Consider the following 22,843-nt stretch of genomic DNA (forward strand, 5'->3'; position numbering starts at 1 on the left):
TGCCCGAGGCCGTACTTTCCACCCGTTTCCATTTTGCCCCGTTCCCATGTCCGCGACCCTTGCCCAAGCCCTGAAAGCTGATTTCCAACAACGTTTCGGCTACGCGCCGCTGCTGGTGCGGGCCCCCGGCCGTGTGAACCTCATCGGCGAGCACACTGACTACAACGGCGGCTTCGTGCTGCCGGCGGCCGTCGACAAGGAGGCGGTGTTTGCCGTGGGCCTGAACAAGGGCGACCAAATCCGGCTGGTTGCCCACGACCTCAACGAAACCCTGGAGCTGGCCAACCCCGCCGAAATCGCGCCCAGCGACACGCACTGGGCCAACTACCTGCTGGGCGTGGCGGCGCAGCTGCAGCTGCGCGGCGTGGCTGTGCCGGGCTTCGACTGCGTGTTTGCCGGCACCGTGCCGCTGGGCGCGGGCATGTCGTCGTCGGCCGCCATCGAGTGCGGCCTGGCCTTCGCGCTCAACCAGCTGCTCGACGCCGGTTTTGAGAAGATGGAGCTGGCCCGCGTGGCCCAGTTTGCCGAGCACACCTACGCCGGCGTGCAGTGCGGCATCATGGACCAGTTTGCCAGCCTCTTTGGGCGCCAGGGTCAGGTAGTGCGCCTCGACTGCCGCTCCCTCGAATACGAGTACTTCCCCTTCGACACCCAGGCCGCCCGCATCGTGCTCTGCAACTCGGGCGTGAAGCACAGCCTGGCCAGCTCCGAGTACAACACCCGCCGCCAGGAGTGCGAGCGCGGCGTGAGCATCCTGCAGCAGCACTACGAAGGCATCAGTAGCTTGCGCGACGCCACCATGGAGCAGCTCGAAGCCCTAAAGGGCGAGCTGGGCGGCACCGTGTATCGCCGTTGCGCCTACGTGGTGCAGGAAAACGCCCGCGTCGTGCGGGCCTGCGACTGCCTCAATGCCGGCGATTTGGAAGGTTTTGGCAAGGAGATGTACGGCTCGCACGCCGGCCTGCGCGACGACTACGAGGTGAGCTGCGCCGAGCTGGATGTGCTGGTGGAAGCCGCCCAAAAGGCCCCCGGCGTGTTCGGCGCCCGCATGATGGGCGGCGGGTTCGGCGGCTGCACCATCAACCTGGTGGCCCCGGATAAGGTAGATGCGTTTATCGAAAGCGTGAGCAAGGCGTATGAGGAAAAGCTGGGGCTGAAGCTGGAAACCTACCAGACGACTATTGTGGCCGGGGTAGGAGTGGCAACGGCCTGACGTGGGGCCTCACCCCCCGGCCCCTCTCCGAAGGGAGAGGGGGGCTGATGACCTACTCAATAGCTTTTCGTGTCTCATTAAACTTAAACAAACGTTGCCCGCGCCGCTGTGGCTCCCCCTCTACTTTGGGAGAGGGGGCCGGGGGGTGAGGCCCTACGCCAGAACAAAACCTTTCCAATCATGTCCACCTCCTTCGATTCCACCGAACACCCGCACCGCCGCTTCAACGCCCTGGCCGGCGAGTGGGTCCTTGTTTCGCCGCACCGCTCCAAGCGCCCCTGGCAAGGCCAGCAGGAAGAAACCGAGCAGGAGCAGCGCCCGGCCTACGACCCCACCTGCTACCTCTGCCCCGGCAACAGCCGCGTGGGCGGCGAGCAGAACCCCAAGTACGAGTCGACTTTTGTTTTCAACAACGACTTCGGGGCTCTCACGGCCGACGTGCCCACCGGCGGCGTGAACGAAGGCGGCCTGCTGCGGGCCGAGGCCGAGTCGGGCATCTGCCGCGTCATTTGCTTCTCGCCGCGCCACGACCTCACGTTGCCGCAGATGACGGTGCCCGCCATTCGGAAGGTGGTCGATTTGTGGGTGGAGGAGTTCACCACGCTCGGCGCCCGGCCCGACATCAACTACGTGCAGATTTTCGAGAACAAGGGCCCGATGATGGGCTGCTCGAACCCGCACCCGCACGGCCAGATTTGGGCCCAGCGCACCGTGCCCGGCGAGCCCGCCAAGGAAACCACCCAGCAGCTGGCCTACTTCGAGGAGCACGGCCGCACGCTGCTCAGCGACTACCTTACAATTGAGCTGGAAAAAAAGGAGCGGGTGGTGCTCGAAAACGAGCATTTCGTGGTGCTGGTGCCCTACTGGGCCGTGTGGCCGTTCGAAACCATCATCATTGCGCGCCGTCCCGTGCAGGACATTACCCAACTCACCCACGACGAGCGCACCGCCCTGGCCGACGCCGTGCGCCGCCTCACCATTCGCTACGACAACCTGTTCAACATCTCGTTCCCGTATTCGGCTGGCCTGCACCAGCGCCCCACCGACGGCCAGGAGCACCCCGAGTGGCACCTGCACATGCACTTCTACCCGCCGCTGCTGCGCTCGGCCACGGTGCGCAAGTTCATGGTGGGCTACGAGATGCTGGGCGACCCGCAGCGCGACGTGACCCCCGAATTCAGCGCCGGGCGGCTCCGGGAGCAGTCGGAGGTGCACTACAAGGGCGTGCCGGCGGAATAGCGCGGCCGGACCACTGGCGCAAACCTTTGCATAGCCAAATAAAGGAGTGCGGATAGGCCGGGGAAAGGCTTACTTTTGCGTTTCCCTTAACCGGCCTTTCCACCTTTTTTCTATTCGCCTTGACGCCCAAACGCGCTTCTATCTCGGACATTGCCAAGGAGTTGAAACTCGCCGTGTCCACCGTGTCGCGGGCGTTGAGCGGGCACTCGCGCATCAGCGAGGCCACGCGCCTGCGGGTGTGGCAGCTGGCCGAACAGCTCGACTACCAGCCCAACCACCTGGCCGCCGCCCTGCGCAAGGGCCGTAGCAACACGCTGGGCGTCATTCTGCCCAACATCGACGGCCATTTCTTCGCCCTCGTGATGAAAGGTGCGGAGGCGGTGGCCAACCAGGCCGGCTTCAACGTGATGCTGTGCCAGAGCAACGAGGACCACGCCCACGAAGCCAAAAACGTGGAAACGCTGATGAATGCGCAGGTCGACGGCATTCTGGTGTCGCTGGCCCGCAACACCCACGATTTTCAGCATTTCGAAAAGGCCAAGCAGCGCAACCTGCCGTTGGTGTTCTTCGACCGCATTCTGGACGGCAGTGAGGTGAGCGCCGTGGTGATTGATGACCACCGCGGCGGCTACGAAGCTACGCGCCACCTGCTGGCGCAGGGCCGCCGCCGCATCGCCCATTTCGGCGGGCCACAGCACCTCAACATCTTCAAGGACCGGTACGCCGGCTACCAGCAGGCGCTACAGGACGCCGGCGTGCCGCTGGCCGAGGAACTGGTGGTGCTTTGCCACGACATGTCGCTGGATGATGGCGCGGCCGGCATCCGCCAGCTGCTGGCCCTGCCGCAGCCGCCCGACGCCATCTTCTCGTCGGGCGATTTCACGGCTGTGGGAGCACTCGAAGCCCTCAAGGAAAAGGGGCTGCGCGTGCCGCAGGACGTGGCGCTGGTCGGCTTCGGCAACGAAACCTTTTCCTCGCTCACCGAGCCCAAGCTCACCACCATCGACCAGCGCTGCGAAGAAATGGGCGGCGCCGCCATCCGCCTGCTGCTGGAAATGATTCAGCACGACACCCAGACGCGCACGCCCCGCAAAGTAGTGCTCCGGCCGGAGCTGCTCACGCGGGCGTCGTCGGCGCAGAACTGAACGGGTAGGGGCGGGGCTTGCCTCCGCCCGGACGTTTGCACCGCTACAACAATTCCGTTTGATGTAGGGGCGGGGACAAGCCCCACCCCTACATCGTTCTAGCTTCAGTTGTCTGATACCGCGCCGTGAAAGACTACCTGCTGTTCGTGGATACCGAAACCTCGGGCATTCCGCGCGACTGGACCAAGCCGTATGCCAGCCGCAAAAGCTGGCCGCACATCGTGCAGCTGGCCTGGGTGGTTTGCACGCCCGACGGCCGCGAAATCAAGGCCGAGAACCACTACATTCAGCCCAGCGACTACGACATGAGCCCCGAGTCGGGCCGCGTGCACGGCCTCACGGTGGACTTCCTGCGCGCCAACGGCCGGCCCCGCCACGCCGTGATGCAGCGCCTGCACCGCGACCTGCAGCACTACCAGCCGCTGGTGGTGGCCCACTTCATGCAGCTCGATTTCCACATGGTGGGCGTGGGCTTCCATCGCGCCGGCCTCCGAAACGTGCTGGCCGAGCTGCCCACTTTCTGCACCATGCGGGCCACCGGGCCGCTGGTGCGCCACGCCACGCAAGGCTTTTTGCGCCTGGGCGAGTTGTACGAGCGGCTTTTTCACGAGCCGCTGCTCCACGCCCACGACGCGCTGGTAGATGTGCGCGCCACCGCCCGCTGCTACTTCGAGATGCGCCGCCAAGGCCTCATCACCGACGAAACCATTGCCCAACAAACGCCCGTGGCCGTGCCGCCGGAGCGCCCGGTGCAGCCGCTGCGGCGGAAGCGGCTGCGCATTGGGGTGGCGCCGTGGCTGCTGCTGGGGACGCTGGTGCTATTGGGGCTGGCGTTTTGGTTGATTCGATAAATGACCGGTCCGACCGCCCTAGGCGGTCCGACCGGATGCCGTTGGCCCGGCGTTGTGCTTACTTCAACCGGTCGGACCGCCTAGGGCGGTCGGACCGGGCCGTCTTAGGCCAGCTGCGCCGTTTTACTTTTAACACTTCTGCTACCCCGGTACCATGGCCGATAAACTCGATTTTCTCCGCGTCGTCAAGCCCTTCGACCTGCTGCCCGAGGAGGTGCTGGCCGAAGTGGCCGCGGGCCTGCAGGAGGTGCACCACCCCCGCGAGGGCGTCATCTACTTTCAGGACGAGACGAAGCTGCGCGGGCTCGACATTCTGGTGGAGGGCGAGTACGAGACATTTTTCTACGACAGCCAGCAGAACCGGCGCGTGGTGGAATACAGCCGGCGGGGCGACTGCTACGGCGGCGTGTCGCTGCTGCTGAACCGGAAAAAGTCGCTGCGCACGGTGGTGGCCAAGAAAAACACCCGCGTGTATTTCCTGCACCGACGCGAGTTTCTGGCGCTGTGCCAGGGCTACGAGGGCTTCTTTCACTTCTTCACGGCGCGCTACGGGCAGCGCATGCTCAACGAGGAGTATGCCCACTTTGTGCGGCCCCTCACCAGCGCCGGCCAGAGCTACCTGGCCTCGGACCAGCTGTTTTCGCGCCGCATCGAAACGCTGGAGCTGCGGCCCATGGTGCTGTGCGCGGCCTACACGCCCATTCACGAAGTAGCCCGCCGCATGGCCGAGGCCCGCACCAGCTGCTACTTCATCACCGACGCCGACGTGAACGGCCAAATTATCGGCTACGTCACCGACATCACCCTGCGCGACAAGGTAGTGGCCGGCCTGGCCGATGCGCGCCTGCCGGTCGAAACCATCCTGGATGCGCCGGTGGTCAGCATCAGCTCGCGGGCCTTTGTGTATGAGGCCATTCTGCTGATGTTCCGGACCAAAACGCGCTACCTGCTGGTGGAAACCGACGGCGAGTACGTGGGCTTCCTGAGCCGCAACAAGCTGCTCACCGACGACCAGGACCAGTCGCCGTTCATCTTTATTCAGAGCGTGAAGCAGGCGCAGGCCGTGCCTGAGCTGAAGCGCCGCTGGGAGCAAGTGCCGGAAATGGTGTATCAGCTCCTGAACCGCGGCGTGAAGCCCGAAATCGTGAATCAGGTCATCACCACCGTGTCCGACACCATCGCCCTCAAGCTCATCGAGGGGGCCATTGCCGAGTTGGGGCCGCCGCCGGCCCGCTTCGTGTACATGGTGCTGGGCAGCGAGGGCCGCAAGGAGCAAACACTGCTCACGGACCAGGACAACGCCATCATCTACGAAGACAAGGCCAACGAGCAGCGCGAGTTGGTGCGCGCCTACTTCCTGAAGTTTGCCGAGATGGTGAGCGACCAGCTCAACGCCATTGGGTTCAGCTACTGCGAGGGCGGCTTCATGGCTAAAAACCCGAAGTGGACGCACTCGCTCTCGCACTGGAAGCGCAACTACGTGGAGTGGATGACCGAGGCCAACCCCGAGGCCGGCATGCAATTCGCTGCTTCTTTCGACTGCCGCTACATCTATGGCGACGCCGAAATCATGGACGAGCTGCACACTTTCCTCGATGCTGAGCTGCAGAAGCCGCGCGAGCGGTTCTTCCACTACATGGCCGTGAATGCTCTGCAGTACGAGCCGCCGCTCACGTTTTTCCGCAACATCCGCACCTTCGCCGTGGGCTCGCAGCAGGTGTTCAACCTCAAGCGCACCATGTCGCCCATCGTGGACCTGGTGCGCATGTACGCCCTCAAGCACCGCATTTTCGCCACCAATACCGGCGAGCGCCTCGAAGCCCTGCGCGCCGCCGGCGTGTTCACGGAGCGCGAAGCCCAGGAGCTGCTGCAGTCGTACTACTATCTGATGGGCGTGCGCCTGAAAAAGCAAGCCGCCCAAATCATCAGCGACAACGTGTCGCCCGACAACTACCTCGACCCCAAGCGCCTCACCAAAGTAGAGCAGGTGACGCTAAAGGAAATTTTCAAGGTGATTTCCGATTTCCAGCTCAAGATTAAGGTGGGCTTCACGAAGTCGTTGGGGTAGGAGGGCGGGCCCGGCAGGCCAGCCACGGTGTGTGGACTTATTTATGAAATGAAGACTTACCTGATTCATCTGGCTTGATGCAGAACGGCGGCGAACAACTAGCTCAACAGGTGCCGGCGATGGTTGGCGCAGAGCCGGATGGGCGCGAAGCAAGGGAACGCCTCGTCGGGGGCAAGGGGGCGGTGGCGCTGCTTGTGACGGCGGGGGCCTGCCTGCTGCCGTTTCTATGCCTGGCGTTTTACGCCCATCCCTACCTCGACGACTTTGTGTTTCCGGCCACGGTGCGGCAGCACGGCGTGTGGCAGCACGTGGCCACCACGTATGGGCAATGGTCGGGGCGGTTTTCGTCGTCGTTGGTGACGGCGCTGCACCCGCTGGCTTGGGGCGGCTTGGGGGCCTACCAGCCGTTTGTGTTTGGTTTAATCCTCTTTTTCGCCGCCAGCGTCGCCTTTGCCGGATGGAATTTACTGGGTGGAGGCGGGGTGCCGGCGCGCGTGCGCCTGGCCGCCGGCAGCCTTTTTCTGGTGCCATTCCTGCTGCTGTTGCCCAGCCCCACCGAGGCGTTTTATTGGGCCACCAGCGCGCTGGCCTACACGCTGGCCACGGCTTGCTGCCTGGTTTTGCTGGGAGCCCTGGCCCGTTTGGCCAGCGCGGAAAGGGCCGGGGCCCGCGCGGTCTGGTGGGCATTGGCACTGATGGTGGCGGCATTGGCACCGGGCTTTTCCGAGATTATCGGGTGCTTTGTGTTGGCCCTGCTGTTGGTGTTGGCCCCCCAAATCTGGCAGCGGCGTTTGGCGGGCGCGCCGCTGGCCCTGCTGCTGCTGGCGGTGGGCGCTGCAGCTGTGGCTACCCTGGCGCCGGGCAACTTTGCCCGGCAGGCGGCCTCGCTGCACCCCCACCTACCTCTGGGGCGCAGCCTGGGGCTGGCGGCGGTGGCCCTGGGCTATTCATTGTACGGCTGGCTGGCCAATGGCTTTGTTATCCTGCTGACCTTGCTGGTATTGCCGGCCCTACAGCGGCTGGCTGGCCGGGCCCAGCTGCCGCTGGTGCGCCTCGCGAGGTGGGTTTGGGTGTGGCCCACCTGGCTGTTTCTGGGCTTGTTGCTTTGCTATGTATTCAGCTATGTAGCGGTAGGGACGCCGCCGCCCTCGCGGGCCCGCAACGTGCTGGTGGCCTTTTTTCTGGTGGGCTGGTTGATGTCGTGGGTGGGGCTGCTGGCTCACCGGCAGCGGCGTGGCCTGGCTCCGCTTCCCACGCTGCCTGCTTACGGCCGGGCGGCGCTACTGGCGCTGCTGGGGCTGCTCATTGCCTCGGACCATAATAGTAAGCTGAAGCGAGAAGCCGTCGGAACGCCCACCAACAGCGTGGCCCAGGCCTACCGCGACTGGCTCAGCGGCGATGCGGCGCGCTACGACCGGGAGGAAGAAGCCCGGTACCAACTCATCCGAAGCACTCCAGCGAAATCGGTTGAAATACAACCGCTCCGCGTAAAGCCGGAAACCCTCTTTTGGTGGGACATCTCCACCAACCCGACTTTGTGGGGCAACCGCGCCTACGCCGCGTTTTTCAACAAGCAAGCCATCTGGACCGCGCCCGCCCCGCCCGGCAAGCCGAACAAACGCTGACGCTTAATCAGTATGGTGAAGTAGCTGGGTTACTTTTTGCTTTGTTCCGATGCTTCACCTGCTGCGCGACGCCTTGTTTCCCGTCCTGGTTTTCCTGCACGCCGTGCTCGTTGGCGCGCCGGCCAACCACGGCCGGGGGCGCTTCCAGCGCGCCCGCTATCAGGTGCGCAAAGTGGGCCGCTTGCCCCGCAGCGTGCGCGAAAGCTCCGGCCTGGCCCGCGCCGACACGCTGGGCACCTTCTGGACCCACGGCGACGGCGGCTCGCCCGCGCACCTCACCGAGTTTGCGCTGCCGGGCGCGGTGCGCCGGCAGCTTGACCTCTCGCCGTTGCCGAACAAGGACTGGGAAGACCTGGCCCGCGACCCCACCGGCCGCCTCTACATTGGCGACTTTGGCAACAACCGCAGCCAGCGGTCCGACCTGGCCATCTACCGCCTGGACTGGTCCGGCGGCCGTCCGGTGGTCGACACCATTGCCTTTCATTACGCCGACCAAACGGCCTTCCCACCGCGCCGGGGCCGCCGCAACTTCGACTGCGAAGCCTTTTACTTTTACCAGGACACACTGCACTTGTTCAGCAAAGACCGCAGCCTGCGCCAGCTCACCAAGCACTACGTGCTACCGGCCCGCCCCGGGCACCACGTGGCCGTGCTGCGCGACAGCCTCCGCCTGGGCCGCCCCATCACGGCCGCCGACGTCAGCCCCGACGGGCGCACGGTGGCCCTGCTGGGCTACGGCGGCGTATTTTTCTTCGCCAATGCGCCGGGCTGCCGCTTGTTCGACGGGCCCAAGCGCTTCCGGGCGCTGCCCCGCACCGGCCAGGCCGAGGGCCTGGCGTTTCTCACCGATTCTACTTTGCTGGTTGGCAACGAAAAAGGTCGGCTGTGGAGGCTGCGGCCACGGGCGCGTTCCGCAAATTAGTAGGCCATTAACGCCTGTGGTTATCGCCCAGAGCCCGGGTGCGAACCGGTTGTCTTTCCCGAACCTGGCCTAAGCAATAACTGAAAAAACCAAGGTGCTTCGCGCGGCCGTAGCTTTGCTGATTCTGCGGCGACTAAGCGCGGCCTTACCAGGCGTTATCGCGCTTTCGGTGCGCCATCTGTTTCTCTTGCCCGTTCCGCTTCCATGACCTTCGACGCCGCCTTCTGGCTGATTGCAATCGGCAACGTTTCGCGCGTGCTGCTGCTGCTCACGGGGCTGCTGGGTTTGGTGCGCTGGCGGCAGCTGCCCCGGGGGCTGCGCTACCTGGTGGCCGTGGCTTGGTTTGGGCTGCTGGTGGAGGGCACTTCCGAGTTGATGCACGGCCATGTTTCCAATCTGGTGCTCATTCCGCTCGACGCCTCCGGGGAGCTGTGGCTGCTGTCGCTGGTATACGCTTGGGCGCTGGGGTCGGCCCGGTTTGCGCGGTGGCAGCCGTGGTGGGTGGGCGCGTTTGTGCTCTACGCGGGCGTGAGCGGCCTCACTACGCCCGAAGCCAAGTTTAAAACCGGCGTGCTGGTGCTCGAAAGCCTGCTGCTGCTGCTGCTGGCCATGCTGTATTTCCGCAAGCTGCTGAACGAGCTGCGGGTGCCGCGCCTGACCCAGGACCCCATGTTCTGGGTGTCGACGGGCCTGGTGCTTTACTCGTTGGGTAAGCTGCTCATTTCCTTGTTCAGCAACTACATGCTGGAGCACTACTCCCGAGAATTGAACCTCTGGGTCTGGACCATTCACGCGGTGCTTATCGCGGGGCTTTATTGCTGCTATTTCCGAGCCTTATGGATGCGCCCGCAGAAGTAACGTTCTTGCCGCTACTGCTGGGGGGCATTGGGCTGCTTTTGCTGTTGGCCGGGGGCTTCGTGTGGTTTGTGGTCACCTACCAGCGGCGCTTGTTTCAGCAGCAACTGCAGCAGCGCGGCACCGAAGCCGCACACCAGAATGCGCTGCTGGCCGCCATTATCACGGCCCAGGAAGCCGAGCGCGAGCGCATCGGCCGCGACCTGCACGACGACGTGGCCTCGTCCATTGCCATGGCCAAAATGCTGGTCGACCGCCTGGCCGCCGACCCGCCCGATGCCGACATGCCCGCCCTCCTCGGCCTGGCCCGCGAGGTGCTGGGCTCGGCCGTGCAGGAGGTCCGCACCGTGTCGCACAGCCTCTACCCGGCCATGCTGGCCCGCGTGGGCCTGGTGCACGCCCTGCAGCACCTCGCCGACCTGAGCCGCCGGGCCGAAACCCTGCGCGTCGAGTTTGAGGCGCACTACCCGCACCCGCTGCCGCTCGTGCAGGAGCTGGCCCTCTACCGCATCTGCCAGGAGTTGATTTACAACAGCCTGAAGCATGCCCAGGGCGCCACACTCCTCGCCATCCGGCTGTGGCAGCACGAGGCCCACCTCGCGCTGACCGTCGACGACAACGGCTGCGGCTTTGAGGCCCCCGGTCCGCCGGCCGAAACGGCAGGCGTGGGCCTGCGCAGCATCGCCGTGCGGGTCGAGATGCTGAACGCGCGCCTGGTGCAGCACTCGGCGCCCGGCCACGGCACCCAAACCCGCATTGAGCTCGACCATCCGGCGGCTTAGCCGGCCAGGTGCTGCTTGGCACATCAACACCAAAACCAAGGCCGTGACACTGCCCGGCCTCACCACCGCCGACACACCGCGCACCGGAATCATGCAGCGCTGGTGGGCCTACATGGGCGACTTGATGAAAACCAGCCCCGACAATCCGTCGGCGGTGCAGCCCTTGGCGCGGTTATTCCGCCCGGACTAAAATCGCCGTAAATTTTCTTGAAATAGCAGGAGGGTGCGGGAAGGTTTCGGCTAGATGAATGAGCAGATTTGTACTGTGAGTGATTTACAACCTGACTGGTGCGCAGCAGGATGGAAAAAGATTGGGTGGGAGTCCTCTTTCATCCGTTTCTGCGGCGCGCCACGTCAGTGTTGTCACTTCGCCCGGCCTCTTCGGAGCCCCCATGGCTGACCAATGAGGTTGTCTCCAGGCTGAATCAGCATCGTTGGTTTCAGGGCGGCATTGGTTACAATCAGAAAGCCATAGCTGGCCCAACTGCCAGCTTCCCCGCTTAAATGGAAAAGTGAGTTTTAGTGAAACAATAAAGACTAAGAGGCGGCCTCCATTGGGGGCCGCTTCTTTTTTGTTTCAACACGCGGGTTTCCGCCGCTGAGCCTAATACAGCACCACCACGAGACTGCGTGCGCCGTGCGCCCCAATCACCAGCGACTGCTCAATATCAGCCGTTTTGGACGGCCCGGCCACGAACTTGCCGTAGCCGCCCGTGTGGGGCAGCTGGGCATACGCCTGGTGCATGGTGGCCACAATTTGGCGCTGGTCGAGCACCAGCGCCAGGTGCTGGGTGATGGTGGGCAGCGCCCGATGCAGCATGTTGGCCTCGGGCAGCCACACGCAGCCGTTCTCCGCCACGCCGATTTCGCCAGGCAGCACGGCCAAATCAATTTCGGCTAGGATGCCCGTGGGCGTCTCCCTATTCACCGGCACGGTGCCGCGGAAGAGAGGGGAGGCCACGTTGCGCGCTTCAGGAAACAGCTGCTGCAGCGTTTCGCCAAGCTCCTGCAGTCCGCCCATGCGCACCACGGTGCCGCCAATGCCCGTGAGCACGGTGGTGAACCGTTCCACGGTGGCCTCGCCACCGAAGTCCGGCACAGTGGGCAGCGGTAGTTCCTCGGGCTTGTTGGCTTTGGCAGCGGCTAGAATTCGTTCGCGGGAAGTGAGGCTCATGCGGAGGTTTTGGATGGGGCGGCGGGGGCGGGCTGCTTGGCGTACCACTCACGGAAGCTTTGCTTGGGGGCCTCGGGCAGCTCACGCGCCACGGCCCAGGCGTTCATGGAAGGGGCGTGGGTGAGGCCGTGCGGCAGCAGGCGCAGGGCCTTGCGCGCAAACTGCCCGCCCAGGCCGTACACGCGGGTGCTGGCCAGCACGCGGCCCATAAATTTCATGCCCCACTTCTTCGAGGCCGGAATTTCGTTGGCCTCGCCCAGCACCTGCCGCCACTTGTAGAGCTGGGTGTGAATATCGATTTTCACCGGGCACACGTCGGTGCACGAGCCGCAAAGCGTGCTGGCAAACGGCAGCGAGCTGTGCTTTTTCATGTCGATGTTGGGCGACAGGATGGCCCCAATCGGGCCGGGCACGGTGAAGTCGTAGCTGTGCCCGCCGCTGCGGCGGTACACCGGGCAGGTGTTCATACAGGCCCCGCACCGAATGCACTTCAGCGAGGCGCGGAAATCGGGCCGGCCCAGCTGCTGTGTGCGCCCATTGTCTACAATGACAATGTGCATCTCCTTGCCCGGCGCGGGCTTTGCGAAGTGCGAGGTGTAAGTGGTAACCGGCTGGCCGGTAGCACTCCGCGCCAGCAAACGGGTGAACACCCCGAGGTCGCTCAGCCGCGGAATAATCTTCTCAATGCCCATCGCCGCGATGTGCACCCTGGCCAGGTTCACGCCCAAATCGGCGTTGCCCTCGTTGGTGCACACCACCACCGCCCCAGTCTCGGCAATGGCGAAATTGACGCCGGAAATGGCAACTTCGCCCGCCAGGAACTTGGCCCGTAAGTGCTGCCTCGCCGCCTCGGTAAGGCGCTGCGGGTCGTTTTCGCCCTTATCAGTGCCGAGGTGGGTGTGGAAGGTGTCGCCCACATCCTCCTTTTTCAGGTGGATGGCCGGCAGCACAATGTGGCTCGGCGGCTCGTCTCGAAACTGAATAATCCGCTCGCCCAAATCCGTATCTACCACCTCTATGCCATGCTGTATCAGGAACGGATTTAGGTGGCACTCCTCGGTCAGCATCGACTTGCTTTTGACGATGCGCGTGGCGCCCGCTTTCCGGGTGATGTCGAGGATAATAGCGTTGTGCTCGGCCGCGTCGGCGGCCCAGTGCACGTGCACGCCGTTAGCCTTGGCCGCAGCCTCAAACTCCTGCAAGTACAGGTCGAGCCGGCTCAAGGTGTGGTTTTTGATGCCGGACGCAAGCTCCCTTAGCTCCTGAAACTCGGGCACGGCATACACGGCCCGGTCACGCTTCTCCCGCACAAACCAGAGGGTTTCGTCGTGCCAGGTGGTGCGGTCGGCGTCCAGCAGGAATTTATCGGCGCGAATGGCGTGGGACATAGTAAAATATTTTTTGTTCAACGTGGGGCCTCACCCCCTAACCCCCTCTCCTAAGGGAGAGGGGGCACCGGTCAAGATTCTGACGATGGCGGCTGGCTCCCCCTCTCCTTTGGGAGAGGGGGCCGGGGGGTGAGGCCCCACGTCAGAACGAAGCAGCATCAAGCATTTACCAGCACCCCATTCAAAATCTCGGCCGCGTGCATCACCTTAATGGGCAGCTTGGCGCGGCGCACGATGCCTTCGAGGTGCATCAGGCACGACATGTCGCTGCCGGTGAGCACCTGCGTGCCGTTGCGCACGTGGTCGGCCACGCGGTCCTGGCCCATGCGGGCCGAGATGCCGGCCTCGCTCACGCAGAAGGTGCCACCGAAGCCGCAGCATTCGTCGTTGCGGTTGAGCTGGGTCAGCTCGATGCCATCGAGCGAACGCAGCAGGCGGCTGAGCTGGCCGTCGCGCACCGGCGTCATCTCCGATTCGTTGGCCTGGTGCAGGCCGCGCTGGCCGTGGCAGCTCAGGTGCAGGCCCACTTTATGAGGAAATGCGCCCGGCAGCGCGTCCACTTTCAGCACCGTGCTGATGAAGTCAATCAGGTCATAGGCCGCGCCGCGCACGTGCTGCACATCGGCGGTTTGGTCGAGCTTGTCGAAGTGCTTGCGCACGTGGTACACGCAACTGCCCGACGGGGCCACCACGTAGTCGTAGTCGCTGAACGTTTCGACAAAATGCTTGTAGATGGGCAGGGCATCGCTTTCGCAGCCGCTGTTGGCCAGGGGCTGGCCGCAGCAGGTTTGCTGAGCTGGGAAGTGCGCCTGCACCCCCAGCTTCTCCAGCAACTGCAGCGTGGCGATGCCGACCTGCGGGTAAAACTGGTCGATGTAGCAGGGGACGAATAGGGCAACTTTCATTCTGGCACGGAGCGGTCTGGAACCGGTCGGACCGCCCTAGGCGGTCCGACCGGTTATCGTGAGACGGTTGTCATTGGTACTACGTTCTTGCGACAACCGGTCAGACCGCCTGGGGCGGTCGGACCGGCGGATGCCTAGCTACTTGCTTACGGGTGCGACATCGTTGCGCACCGCTACCAGCGGCATATCATCCTCATCGGCAAACAGTGGCTGCGTCTTCTTCAGCGCTTCGCCTTGCTCGAGGTGCACCAGGGCGCCCAGCGCCGTGGCCTGCGGCACTTCCAGCGTGCGGATTTCTGCCTTCGGGAAGTTCCAGCTCAGCGTTTGCATGAAGAGCGGATTGCGGGCAAAACCGCCATCGACGAAGATGGTTTTTTCGCCCTGCCATACGAGGTGAATGGATTCGAGCAGGATGTTAATCAGGCCGTGCATGAGGTGCTGGTAGGCATCCGAGGCGGTGCGGAAACCGCTCAGGTCCCATTCCTCGGCCGGCTGGTTGGGAAAGGGGCCGGTGCCGGCCATGCAGGCGGGGCGGAAGCCGGCCGAGGCCTCGTCGTAGGGCCGGGCCAGCACGATGGAGCGATAAAAATCGGGCTTGACGTGGAAGTGGGCGGCGATGCGCTCCACCTGGTGGTCGTGCTCGCGGCCCAGAAACACGCGGGCCGCGCGGGTGGCCTCGCCGCGGGGCGTCATGAAGCTGAGGCAGTCGCGGCGCAGCAGCTCCGGCGTCAGGGGCTGGCTGTTGAAGGGATTGATGGTGACCGACCAGGTGCCGGTTGATACCAGCACGAAGGGCTCGTCGTGCTCTGCTAGGTAGGGCATCACGGCCGAAGTGCTGTCGTGCAAGCCCACGCCCACCATGATGCCGTCGACCACGGAGGCGATGGAGTCGCGGGTGAGGGGCGCCAGCTTCTCGTCGATGCCTTCGCGGTACACCCACTCGTGGTAGTCGCCGCGCTTGTAGTCCCAAAGGGCCGTGTGGCAGCCGATGGAGGTGAAGTCGCTGAACTTCTCGCCCGAAATTAGGTAGCAGAGGTAGTTCGGCAGGTGCAGCGAGGTGTGAATCTGGGCGAATTTCTCCGGCTTGGCGTATTTCAGCCAATACAATTGCAAACCCGAATTCAGCAAACCCAGGCGCGGCGAGCAGGTGTCAGCCGCAAACTCCTCGGGCGACTGGTTTAGCTCCGCGTAGAACTTGGCCTCAATGTCGGCCGGCATGGGCTTGAGGTAGTTGTAGAGCGGCAACAGGGGCTGGCCGTCGGCCCCGAGGTGAACCCAGCTGGCGCCGTAGGCCGTGAAATTCACGCCCTTCACGGTGTAGTGCGGGTGGTTGCGCAGTTGCTTCCAGTGGTCGAGCACCCATTCGGTGAGGCGGGGCAGGTGGTCGCACACGAAGCCGTCGTCGTCCAGCACATCGGTGCAGACGTGCAGCTCCTCGTTGATAATCTGCTGGTCTTCGTCGAAGAGAATCAGCTTCTTATTGGTCTTGCCAATATCGAATACGGCGTAAACCGTCTTTTTCATCGTCTGAATCATAGCCCCGTCGATACACTGTGCTTGCCGCGCTGCTGAATGAGTTTCTCGCGCGCACCTTCGGCGCGGAACGCCGCCAAAGGCCGGATGGCGCCGCCGGCGCGCAGGTAAGCTTCCGATACCAGCGGGCGCACGTCGGTGAGGAAGGCGTCGCGCAGGATTTCCTCGGCGCGCACCACGTCGTTGGCTTCCTGGGCTTCAGCGAGGGCTTCGCGGTCGACCAGCAGGGCTTTGGCGTAGGCCGAAAGGATGTTTTCGACCGATTGCAGGAGGTCTTCCAGCGGGTCTTTCACGTTGTGGCTGGCGTCAATCATGTAAGCCACCGCCTCAGCGGGCACCGATTGGTCGAGGGCGGCGTCCACCAGCTCGTTGAAAATCAGGAACAGCTGGAAGGGCTTGATGCTGCCGGTGGTCAAGTCGTCGTCGCCGTACATCGAGCCGTTGAAATGGAAACCACCTAGGCGGCCGAATTGGCGCAGGCGGCCCACAATCTGCTCAATGTTGGTATTGGGCAGGTGGTGGCCGAGGTCAACCAACACCTGGGCCTGCTGACCCAAAGCCTGGCACAGCGCCAGCGAAGTGCCCCAGTCGGGAATCACCATCGAGTAGAAGTTGGGCTCGTAGGGCTTGTACTCCACCAGCATGGTCCAGTCCGAAGGCATGGCTTCGTAGATGGCCGCCAGCGACTCCTGCGTGCGCAAAAACGCGCGGCGCAGGTGCGACTGCCCGGGGAAGTTGGAGCCGTCGGCCAGCCACACGGTCAGCGTCTTGGCATCGAGCTGCTTGCCATAGCGCACGCAGTCGATGTTGTGCTGAATAGCCTGCTCGCGCACGGCCTTATCGGTGTGGCTGAGCGAGCCAAATTTGTAGGACTGCGGCTGGTCTTTCTGGTCCTGGAAAGTGTTGGAGTTCACCGAATCAATCACCAGACCCTTTTCCTTCAGCAGCTGCTGCAAGCCGGGAATGTCCTGCGGAATATCCCAGGGAATATGAAGCGAAATGGAGTTCGACGAGCGGTTCAGCGCCTGCAAAATGCCCACGTCGCCGATTTTATCCTCCAGCGTGGCGGGCTCGCCGCCAGCCGCAAAACGGCCGAAGCGGGTGCCGCCCGTGCCCAGCGCCCAGCTCGGAATGGCCACCTGAAAATCAATCAGCTTCTGCACCACAGCCGCCACATCGGCATGGCGCAGGCGCGGCGACTCGGCCGTGTACTGAAACTGGGTTTGGTGCTCGGCCAGCAGCGGCTGGTTGAGTTCGGCAAGGCGTTGGTCAGAGAACATAGTTGGCTAAAGGAATAATGTCCGGTGTGGGTTGGGTAGATACAAATTACCCGTTCCCGTAAGGGCGAACTGTTCTGGGCTCTCCTGTTTTACGCGCGAAACCTGACGGCGGGGCCTCACCCCCGGCCCCTTTCCCAAGGGAGAGGGGAGCCACGGCGGCGCGGTTATGACGCGAACTTTCAATCCGCGCATCGACAGTAAGGAATTAATCAATTCGCGGACTGAAAGTCCGCGCTACAAATCTTCAGGCTCCCCTCTCCCTTGGGAGAGGGGCTGGGGGTGAGGCCCCACGCCTACAACGACCCCCGGCGTATCGTGTAGAACGGGTTCTTCACCTTCACGCGCTGCTTCTCCAATAGGAGGGTGGCGGCGGTTTTGCCCATGGCTACGAAGTCGGTGGTAATCACCGTCATGTTCAGCAGCTCTTTCAGGGGCGTTTCGTTGAAGGAAATGATGCCGACCTCGCGGCCCAGCAGGTAGCTGGTCTGGCGGATTTTCTTCACCAGTTCCACCAGGTCGGTTTCGCGGATGACGACGTAGGCCGTGCCGGCCTGTACCACCTCGCTCATGGCGTTTTCTACCACGGCGAACTCCTTGCCGCGCATCAGGCAGAAGGAGCGGAAGCCCCAGGGCAACTCCTCGGGATGGTTGGCATCGGAGGGCAGTACCAGCACCAGGCGAGAGTACTTTTCGAGCAGGTCCTCGGAGCTTTCCAGGGCGTTGAAAATGTCCTTATCGAAATCCTGGAACACGCGCAGGCAGTCGTGCGTCAGCTCCGGAATGTCCTTGTCGAGCAGCACCAGTTCCTGGCTGGGAATGGTGTTGAGGATGGCCCGCGACTGCTCCTTGGGCGTGTCCAGGGTGAAGTGCGGCATCACGACGTAGTAGTTGTACTTGCCGAGATTTTTCTCAATGATTTCCTGAAATAGGTTCACATTGTAGTGGTGAATCTGCAGGTCGACGGTGGCGCGGTCGCCGAGGGTTTCGAGGAAGGCGTAATAAATTTCTTTTTTGTAAGAGCTCAGCTTGTTGAAAACCAGCAGAATCTTGAGTTTTGAGGTGTCGCTGGCTTCCACGTAGTAGCCCTTGCCCTGAACCGAGGTGATGAAACCCCGCTCGCGCAGTTCGCGGTAGGCCTTTTCCACGGTGTCGCGGGCCAGGTAGTGCTCCACGCTCAGCTCGCTGATGCTGGGCAGGTGGTCGCCGTTTTTCAGCACGCCGCGCTCAATATCCATGATGACCGACTGCACAATCTGCTTGTACTTCGGCGTTTTATCGAGGGGCTTTAGTTGGAGTTGATACATCCCGGGGGTGGAGGGCAAGGCAGGTGATTTCATGCTTTTCTACTAAGGGAAACCCGGTTGGAAGCGGCGAAATTCAGCAGCGCAAAAGGGAAGGTGGAAGAGGAGTAAAACGCGAGGCGTTGCCCAAATGTAGCTTTTTCCGCAATGCGGGCGGATAGATAGCTCAATAAAAACAGAACGTCATGCTGAGCGCAGTCGAAGCATTTCTACCGCGAGAATAACTAATTACTCTTGCGGTAGAGATGCTTCGACTGCGCTCAGCATGACGTTCAATTAATTGCAGAAGCCGTCAGGCCAGCCGCTTAGCGCACGAAGGCCATGGCCACGCCGCCGTCCACGTTCAGGACGTTGCCGGTCGATTTGCTCAGCGAGCCATCCACGAACACCCGGACAGCTTTGGCAATGTCTTCGGAGAGCAGCTCCTCGCCCAGCAGGGTGCGCTTGGCGTAGTGGGCGGGGAGCTCTTCTACCGAGATGCCGTAGGCCTTGGCGCGGCCGGCAGCCCAGTCGCCTTCCCAGATTTTGCTGCCGCGCAGCACGGCGTCGGGGTTCACGGTGTTCACGCGGATTTTATCGCCCCCGAGCTCGGCGGCCAGCAAGCGGCTCATGTGCAGTTGAGCGGCTTTAGCCGTGCCGTAGGCCACGTTGTTGGGGCCGGCCACGAGGCCGTTCTTGCTGGCGATGTTCACGATGTCGCCGCCCAGGCCCTGCTGGCGCAGGATGGTGACGGCGGCCTGGCTCACTAGGAACTGACCTTTTACCAGCACGTCGTTCAGAATGTCCCAGTCGGCTTGCGTGGTGTCGGCCAAAGGCTTGCTGATGCTCAGGCCGGCGCAGTTCACGATGATGTCGACGCCGCCGAATTGCAGCACGCCGGCGCGTAGCGACTCGGCGATGCTCTCGGCGCTGGTTACTTCGATGGGCGCGGTGATGGCGCTATCCTTGCCGAATTGCTTGCGCAGGTCGGCCTGAGTTTCTTCGAGGCGGTCGCGGTCCACGGCCACCACGCAGGCGCCGAATTTCAGCAACTCCTCGCAAATGGCCTTGCCAATGCCGCCGGTGCCGCCGGTCACGTAGGCAATTTTGCCCGAGAGGGCTTTGGGCGGGGCCATGCGCTGCAGCTTAGCTTCTTCCAGCAACCAGTACTCGATGTTGAAGGCCTCCTGTTCGGGCAGGCCCTGGTAGGTGCTCACGGCCTCAGCGCCGCGCATCACGTTGATGGCGTTGGTGTAGAATTCGGCGGCCACACGGGCAGTCTGCTTGTCTTTCGAGAAGGAGAACAAGCCCACGCCGGGCCACAGGATGATAACCGGGTTAGCGTCGCGCACGGCCGGGCTGTTGGCGTGCTTGCTGCGCTCGTAGTAGGCCACGTAGTCCTTTCGATAGGCTTCAAACTGCGCTTCCAGGTAGGTTTTTACGCTGGCGGCATCGCCCTGCATCACGTCGGCGTCGAGCACGAGCGGGCGGATTTTAGTGCGCAGGAAGTGGTCGGGGCAGGAGGTGCCTTTGGCGGCGAGGCGGGCCAGGTCGTGCGAGTTCACGAACTCCAGCACGCGGGCGTCGTCGGTGTAGTGGCCCAGCATGCGGCGCTGGCTGCTGGCCAGGCCGCGCAGCACGGGCATCACGGCGGCGGCGGCGGCGCGGCGGGCGGGCGCGTCGAGGGTTTGCTCGCGCTTCACGCCACCGAAAACCGGACCTTTCTTGCCGTAGTTGGCTTCGAGGTAAGTGGCGGCTTGCTCAATAACTTCGAGCGTGTTTATGTACGACTCGTAGCTCGTGTCGCCCCAGGTGAAGAGGCCGTGGCCGCCGAGGATGACGCCGCGCAGGCCGGGGTTGTCGGCCACGATTTTTTCGAGTTGCAGGCCCAGGTCGAAACCGGGTTTCTGCCAGGGCAGCCAGCCCATGGTGTCGCCCCAGATTTCGTGCATGATTTCCTCGCCGTCCTTGCTGGCCGCGATGGCAATCAGGGCGTCGGGGTGCAGGTGGTCGATGTGCTTGAAGGGCAGCAGGCCGTGCAGCGGGGTATCAATAGAAGGCGTGGCGCACTTGGGGTCGAAGAGGCAGTACTCGAACAAACCCACCATCTCGTCTTCGAATTTGAGGCCGCGGTAGCGGTTTTTCAGCTGGTGCAGCTTCTCTACGTAGAGGTTGGCGCAGCCCAAGCGCGTGAGGGTGCCGATGTCACCGCCCGAGCCTTTCACCCACATCACTTCGGCGGCTTCGCCGGTCACGGGGTCGGTTTCCTGAATTTTGCAGGAGGTGTTGCCGCCGGCGTAGTTGGTCAGGCGCAGGTCGGCGCCGAGCAGGTTGGAGCGGTAGAGGAAAAGGGCTACTTCGTCGCCCGCCAGCTCGGCGGCTTTGGTTTCGTCCCAGAGGTAGCTGACGTGCTGGAAAGTGAGGGTTTTTTCCATGATGAGGCTTCGGTTGCGTTAACCAGAAAACAGGATTGATTTTGCTTGCTACAAAGGTGTTGGAGTGGGAGTGGTGCTACATCCTGCACTCTCCTGCTTCGGTAGTAAATAAAATGTTACACTGCCTGAACGACGTAGGGGCGGGGCTGGCCCCCGCCCGGACACCTGCGCCGTTTCAACGACTTCGTGCAACGCCGAGCGGGGGCGAGCCCGCCCCTGCGTCGTTCGGGCGACCTCTTCGCCGTTATTTCGCATTCAGGAGAGCACAGGAGGGTTTGGACTCACTTACCGGGCAGCTTTGCCCGAAATCATCGACACGACTATGGCTGTAATCTGGGGAGTTATCCTTCACGCGCTGGGCGGCTTTGCCTCCGGCAGTTTTTACCTGCCTTACAAGAAGGTGAACGGCTGGGCCTGGGAAAGCTACTGGCTGGTGGGCGGCATTGTGAGCTGGCTGCTGGCGCCCTGGGTGTTGGGCTACCTCACCGTGCCGAACCTGTTTGAGGTGCTGCACCAGGCCGATTCGTCGACCATTTTCTGGGCCTATTTCTGGGGCGTGCTCTGGGGCACGGGCGGGCTCACGTTCGGGCTGGCCATGCGCTACCTGGGCCTGAGCCTGGGCATGGCCGTCACGCTGGGGCTGTGCGCGGTGTTTGGCACGTTGGTGCCGCCCATTTACGAGGGCAAAATGGGCGAGCTGGCCGCCACGGCTTCGGGTCGCTACATTCTGCTGGGCCTGGGCGTGTGCGTGCTGGGCATTCTGATTTGCGGCCGGGCCGGCTTGCTCAAGGAAAAGACCCTCACGCAGGAGCAAAAGCAGGAATCCATTGCCGAATTTGACCTGAAAAAGGGCCTGATGGTGGCCGTGTTTTCGGGCATCATGAGTGCCTGCATGTCGTTTGGCCTCACCGCCGGGCAGCCCATTGCCAAGCTGGCCGAAGCGCAGGGCACCAACCCGCTGTTTGTGAACAACGCCATTCTGGTCATCGTCCTGATGGGCGGGCTCACCACCAACGCTATCTGGTGCCTCTACCTCAACTTCAAAAACAAGACCTATACCGACTACCTCAACCCCTCGTACCCGGCGCTGCGCAACGTCATTTTCTGCGCGCTGGCGGGCACCACGTGGTATTTCCAGTTCTTCTTCTACGGCATGGGCGACAGCCAGATGGGCGCCTACCGCTTTTCGGGCTGGACGCTGCACATGGCCTTCATCATCGCCTTCAGCAGCATGTGGGGCCTGGTGCTGCACGAGTGGCGCGGGGCCAACAAGGCCACCATGCGCACTGTGACGCTCGGCATCATTGCCGTGGTACTTTCCACCGTGGTGGTGGGCTACGGCAACTACCTGGGCTCGCCCGAGCGCAGCCAGGCCGCACAGGATACGGCCGCCGTGGAGGCCACCACTGCTCAATAACCGTTGTTAGAACTGCCTCAGGCCATGCGCCCGGGCCTTATCGACAGATAGGGCCCGGGCTTTTTTATTCAACGCCATGCCCCAACGCTTGGCAGCTGTTGTGCTGACCTGCGGCGTGCCCACGGAGGAGAACCCACCCAAACCGACCAGGCGATGGACGTGCCCAACCGCTGCAACATCCCCTCAACGACATCTGCTACGCGCCGGGCGTGGCGGTGTGGCTGCGTGTGTCGTGCCCCGAGAAGGCGCAGAACATCCGGCTGGTCAACACCGATGCTTCGAAGACCAGGTGGCCTCTGGGGTTTGGCGCGGGCAAGAAAGTGGTGACGATGTCGAAGAAGTAGATGGTCGGGTGCATGACCCGAGCGGGCTGCCCGGGCTTAGCGCATCCGCAAAGCGTATGCTGCGAGGGCGATACTTTAAGTATGTCAAAAAGCTAAATATCGATAATTAGACCCCCTGCTCAGGGGTGGTTTTCTTGTGTAAGCATGTTTAATTCCAAGGAGCACTCTCTATATATAAGGCAAGTTGGACTGTAGGTTCGGTTTAGTTGCTGGATGCCCTCTAAAAATCAAAGGGCCCAGGTGCTATAACATTAAAGGATTTAGCAAAATACTCGTTTTGCTGAAAGTGTAATTCTTGGTCTGTCTGATTAATAATAGTTCTTCTGTAAGTCTCATTTATTGCCTTTACTTAAAGAAAGAGGGTGATTTTTAGAGAACGGAGGCAGG

19 protein-coding genes are annotated in these 22,843 nt (G+C 62.7%); 11 read left to right on the plus strand and 8 right to left on the minus strand.

What is annotated here, in order from left to right; translation table 11 throughout:
* Positions 1-46 precede the first annotated feature (46 nt).
* The 10 genes from galK (at position 47) to MTP16_RS13400 (ending at position 10,890) form a co-directional block, all read left to right on the plus strand.
* Positions 47-1,213 carry a galactokinase gene (gene galK / locus MTP16_RS13350; protein ID WP_243509550.1) on the plus strand — a complete coding sequence of 389 codons (1,167 nt, stop codon included), beginning with the start codon at positions 47-49 and terminating at the stop codon, positions 1,211-1,213.
* A gap of 180 nt (positions 1,214-1,393) precedes the next feature.
* Positions 1,394-2,452, plus strand: a complete 1,059-nt coding sequence (locus MTP16_RS13355; RefSeq protein WP_243509555.1) for a UDP-glucose--hexose-1-phosphate uridylyltransferase — start codon at positions 1,394-1,396, stop codon at positions 2,450-2,452.
* A 119-nt stretch (positions 2,453-2,571) separates the two neighbouring features.
* On the plus strand, positions 2,572-3,597 hold the full coding sequence (locus MTP16_RS13360; RefSeq protein WP_243509557.1) for a LacI family DNA-binding transcriptional regulator: 1,026 nt from the start codon (positions 2,572-2,574) through the stop codon (positions 3,595-3,597).
* Positions 3,598-3,722: 125 nt separating this feature from the next.
* On the plus strand, positions 3,723-4,448 hold the full coding sequence (locus tag MTP16_RS13365) for a 3'-5' exonuclease (protein WP_243509561.1): 726 nt from the start codon (positions 3,723-3,725) through the stop codon (positions 4,446-4,448).
* A 154-nt stretch (positions 4,449-4,602) separates the two neighbouring features.
* The gene (locus MTP16_RS13375) at positions 4,603-6,516 is read left to right on the plus strand and encodes a DUF294 nucleotidyltransferase-like domain-containing protein (protein ID WP_317244064.1); all 1,914 of its coding nucleotides are present in this window, start codon (positions 4,603-4,605) and stop codon (positions 6,514-6,516) included.
* 77 nt (positions 6,517-6,593) lie between these two features.
* Complete coding sequence (locus tag MTP16_RS13380) at positions 6,594-8,141, plus strand: DUF6056 family protein (RefSeq protein ID WP_243520059.1); 1,548 nt, start codon at positions 6,594-6,596, stop codon at positions 8,139-8,141.
* 49 nt (positions 8,142-8,190) lie between these two features.
* A complete protein-coding gene (locus tag MTP16_RS13385) occupies positions 8,191-9,063 on the plus strand; it encodes a hypothetical protein (protein ID WP_243509564.1) in 873 nt (290 codons plus the stop codon).
* 204 nt (positions 9,064-9,267) lie between these two features.
* Positions 9,268-9,921 carry a hypothetical protein gene (locus MTP16_RS13390; RefSeq protein ID WP_243509567.1) on the plus strand — a complete coding sequence of 218 codons (654 nt, stop codon included), beginning with the start codon at positions 9,268-9,270 and terminating at the stop codon, positions 9,919-9,921.
* Entirely contained in the window at positions 9,900-10,700 is an 801-nt protein-coding gene (locus MTP16_RS13395) for a sensor histidine kinase (protein ID WP_243509570.1), read from the plus strand. Before MTP16_RS13390 ends, MTP16_RS13395 begins: the two co-directional genes overlap by 22 nt.
* Positions 10,675-10,890, plus strand: coding sequence for an L-rhamnose mutarotase (locus tag MTP16_RS13400; protein ID WP_243509585.1), 216 nt, complete (start codon positions 10,675-10,677; stop codon positions 10,888-10,890). The genes MTP16_RS13395 and MTP16_RS13400 overlap by 26 nt, the downstream gene beginning before the upstream one ends.
* 414 nt (positions 10,891-11,304) lie before the next feature.
* Here MTP16_RS13400 and MTP16_RS13405 read toward each other — a convergent pair whose 3' ends face one another.
* The 7 genes from MTP16_RS13405 to MTP16_RS13435 all read right to left on the minus strand — a co-directional run bounded on the left by MTP16_RS13405 (position 11,305) and on the right by MTP16_RS13435 (position 20,695).
* Entirely contained in the window at positions 11,305-11,874 is a 570-nt protein-coding gene (locus tag MTP16_RS13405) for a LutC/YkgG family protein (RefSeq protein WP_243509588.1), read from the minus strand.
* Positions 11,871-13,262 (minus strand): lactate utilization protein B, encoded by a 1,392-nt coding sequence (locus tag MTP16_RS13410; RefSeq protein ID WP_243509591.1) that lies wholly within the window; start codon positions 13,260-13,262, stop codon positions 11,871-11,873. Before MTP16_RS13410 ends, MTP16_RS13405 begins: the two co-directional genes overlap by 4 nt.
* 158 nt (positions 13,263-13,420) lie before the next feature.
* Positions 13,421-14,167: a (Fe-S)-binding protein gene (locus tag MTP16_RS13415; protein ID WP_243509594.1), complete on the minus strand. Its 747-nt coding sequence runs from the start codon at positions 14,165-14,167 to the stop codon at positions 13,421-13,423.
* Between the two features lie 138 nt (positions 14,168-14,305).
* Positions 14,306-15,691 (minus strand): FGGY-family carbohydrate kinase, encoded by a 1,386-nt coding sequence (locus MTP16_RS13420; protein WP_243509609.1) that lies wholly within the window; start codon positions 15,689-15,691, stop codon positions 14,306-14,308.
* Positions 15,692-15,699: 8 nt separating this feature from the next.
* Positions 15,700-16,980: a TIM barrel protein gene (locus MTP16_RS13425; RefSeq protein WP_243509612.1), complete on the minus strand. Its 1,281-nt coding sequence runs from the start codon at positions 16,978-16,980 to the stop codon at positions 15,700-15,702.
* A gap of 293 nt (positions 16,981-17,273) precedes the next feature.
* On the minus strand, positions 17,274-18,284 hold the full coding sequence (locus MTP16_RS13430) for a GntR family transcriptional regulator (protein ID WP_243509718.1): 1,011 nt from the start codon (positions 18,282-18,284) through the stop codon (positions 17,274-17,276).
* 302 nt (positions 18,285-18,586) lie between these two features.
* Positions 18,587-20,695: a bifunctional aldolase/short-chain dehydrogenase gene (locus tag MTP16_RS13435; RefSeq protein WP_243509720.1), complete on the minus strand. Its 2,109-nt coding sequence runs from the start codon at positions 20,693-20,695 to the stop codon at positions 18,587-18,589.
* 322 nt (positions 20,696-21,017) lie between these two features.
* Here MTP16_RS13435 and rhaT point away from each other — a divergent pair, with 322 nt between their 5' ends.
* Positions 21,018-22,112: an L-rhamnose/proton symporter RhaT gene (gene rhaT, locus MTP16_RS13440; protein WP_243509722.1), complete on the plus strand. Its 1,095-nt coding sequence runs from the start codon at positions 21,018-21,020 to the stop codon at positions 22,110-22,112.
* 196 nt (positions 22,113-22,308) lie between these two features.
* Here the strand turns inward: rhaT and MTP16_RS13445 are convergent, their stop codons facing one another.
* Positions 22,309-22,470: a hypothetical protein gene (locus MTP16_RS13445; protein WP_243509725.1), complete on the minus strand. Its 162-nt coding sequence runs from the start codon at positions 22,468-22,470 to the stop codon at positions 22,309-22,311.
* Positions 22,471-22,843 lie beyond the last annotated feature (373 nt).

The organism is Hymenobacter monticola, assembly GCF_022811645.1.
Lineage (GTDB): Bacteria > Bacteroidota > Bacteroidia > Cytophagales > Hymenobacteraceae > Hymenobacter > Hymenobacter monticola.

Excerpts from the sequence above, each read along its gene's own strand:
- MTP16_RS13425 (WP_243509612.1), bottom strand. The coding sequence starts at position 16,980 with ATGTTCTCTGACCAACGCCTTGCCGAACTCAACCAGCCGCTGCTGGCC.
- MTP16_RS13390 (WP_243509567.1), top strand. The coding sequence starts at position 9,268 with ATGACCTTCGACGCCGCCTTCTGGCTGATTGCAATCGGCAACGTTTCG.
- MTP16_RS13430 (WP_243509718.1), bottom strand. The coding sequence starts at position 18,284 with ATGTATCAACTCCAACTAAAGCCCCTCGATAAAACGCCGAAGTACAAG.
- galK (WP_243509550.1), top strand. The coding sequence starts at position 47 with ATGTCCGCGACCCTTGCCCAAGCCCTGAAAGCTGATTTCCAACAACGT.
- MTP16_RS13410 (WP_243509591.1), bottom strand. The coding sequence starts at position 13,262 with ATGTCCCACGCCATTCGCGCCGATAAATTCCTGCTGGACGCCGACCGC.
- MTP16_RS13395 (WP_243509570.1), top strand. The coding sequence starts at position 9,900 with ATGGATGCGCCCGCAGAAGTAACGTTCTTGCCGCTACTGCTGGGGGGC.
- MTP16_RS13380 (WP_243520059.1), top strand. The coding sequence starts at position 6,594 with ATGCAGAACGGCGGCGAACAACTAGCTCAACAGGTGCCGGCGATGGTT.
- MTP16_RS13420 (WP_243509609.1), bottom strand. The coding sequence starts at position 15,691 with ATGAAAAAGACGGTTTACGCCGTATTCGATATTGGCAAGACCAATAAG.
- MTP16_RS13355 (WP_243509555.1), top strand. The coding sequence starts at position 1,394 with ATGTCCACCTCCTTCGATTCCACCGAACACCCGCACCGCCGCTTCAAC.
- MTP16_RS13375 (WP_317244064.1), top strand. The coding sequence starts at position 4,603 with ATGGCCGATAAACTCGATTTTCTCCGCGTCGTCAAGCCCTTCGACCTG.
- MTP16_RS13415 (WP_243509594.1), bottom strand. The coding sequence starts at position 14,167 with ATGAAAGTTGCCCTATTCGTCCCCTGCTACATCGACCAGTTTTACCCG.
- rhaT (WP_243509722.1), top strand. The coding sequence starts at position 21,018 with ATGGCTGTAATCTGGGGAGTTATCCTTCACGCGCTGGGCGGCTTTGCC.
- MTP16_RS13435 (WP_243509720.1), bottom strand. The coding sequence starts at position 20,695 with ATGGAAAAAACCCTCACTTTCCAGCACGTCAGCTACCTCTGGGACGAA.
- MTP16_RS13445 (WP_243509725.1), bottom strand. The coding sequence starts at position 22,470 with ATGCACCCGACCATCTACTTCTTCGACATCGTCACCACTTTCTTGCCC.
- MTP16_RS13385 (WP_243509564.1), top strand. The coding sequence starts at position 8,191 with ATGCTTCACCTGCTGCGCGACGCCTTGTTTCCCGTCCTGGTTTTCCTG.
- MTP16_RS13405 (WP_243509588.1), bottom strand. The coding sequence starts at position 11,874 with ATGAGCCTCACTTCCCGCGAACGAATTCTAGCCGCTGCCAAAGCCAAC.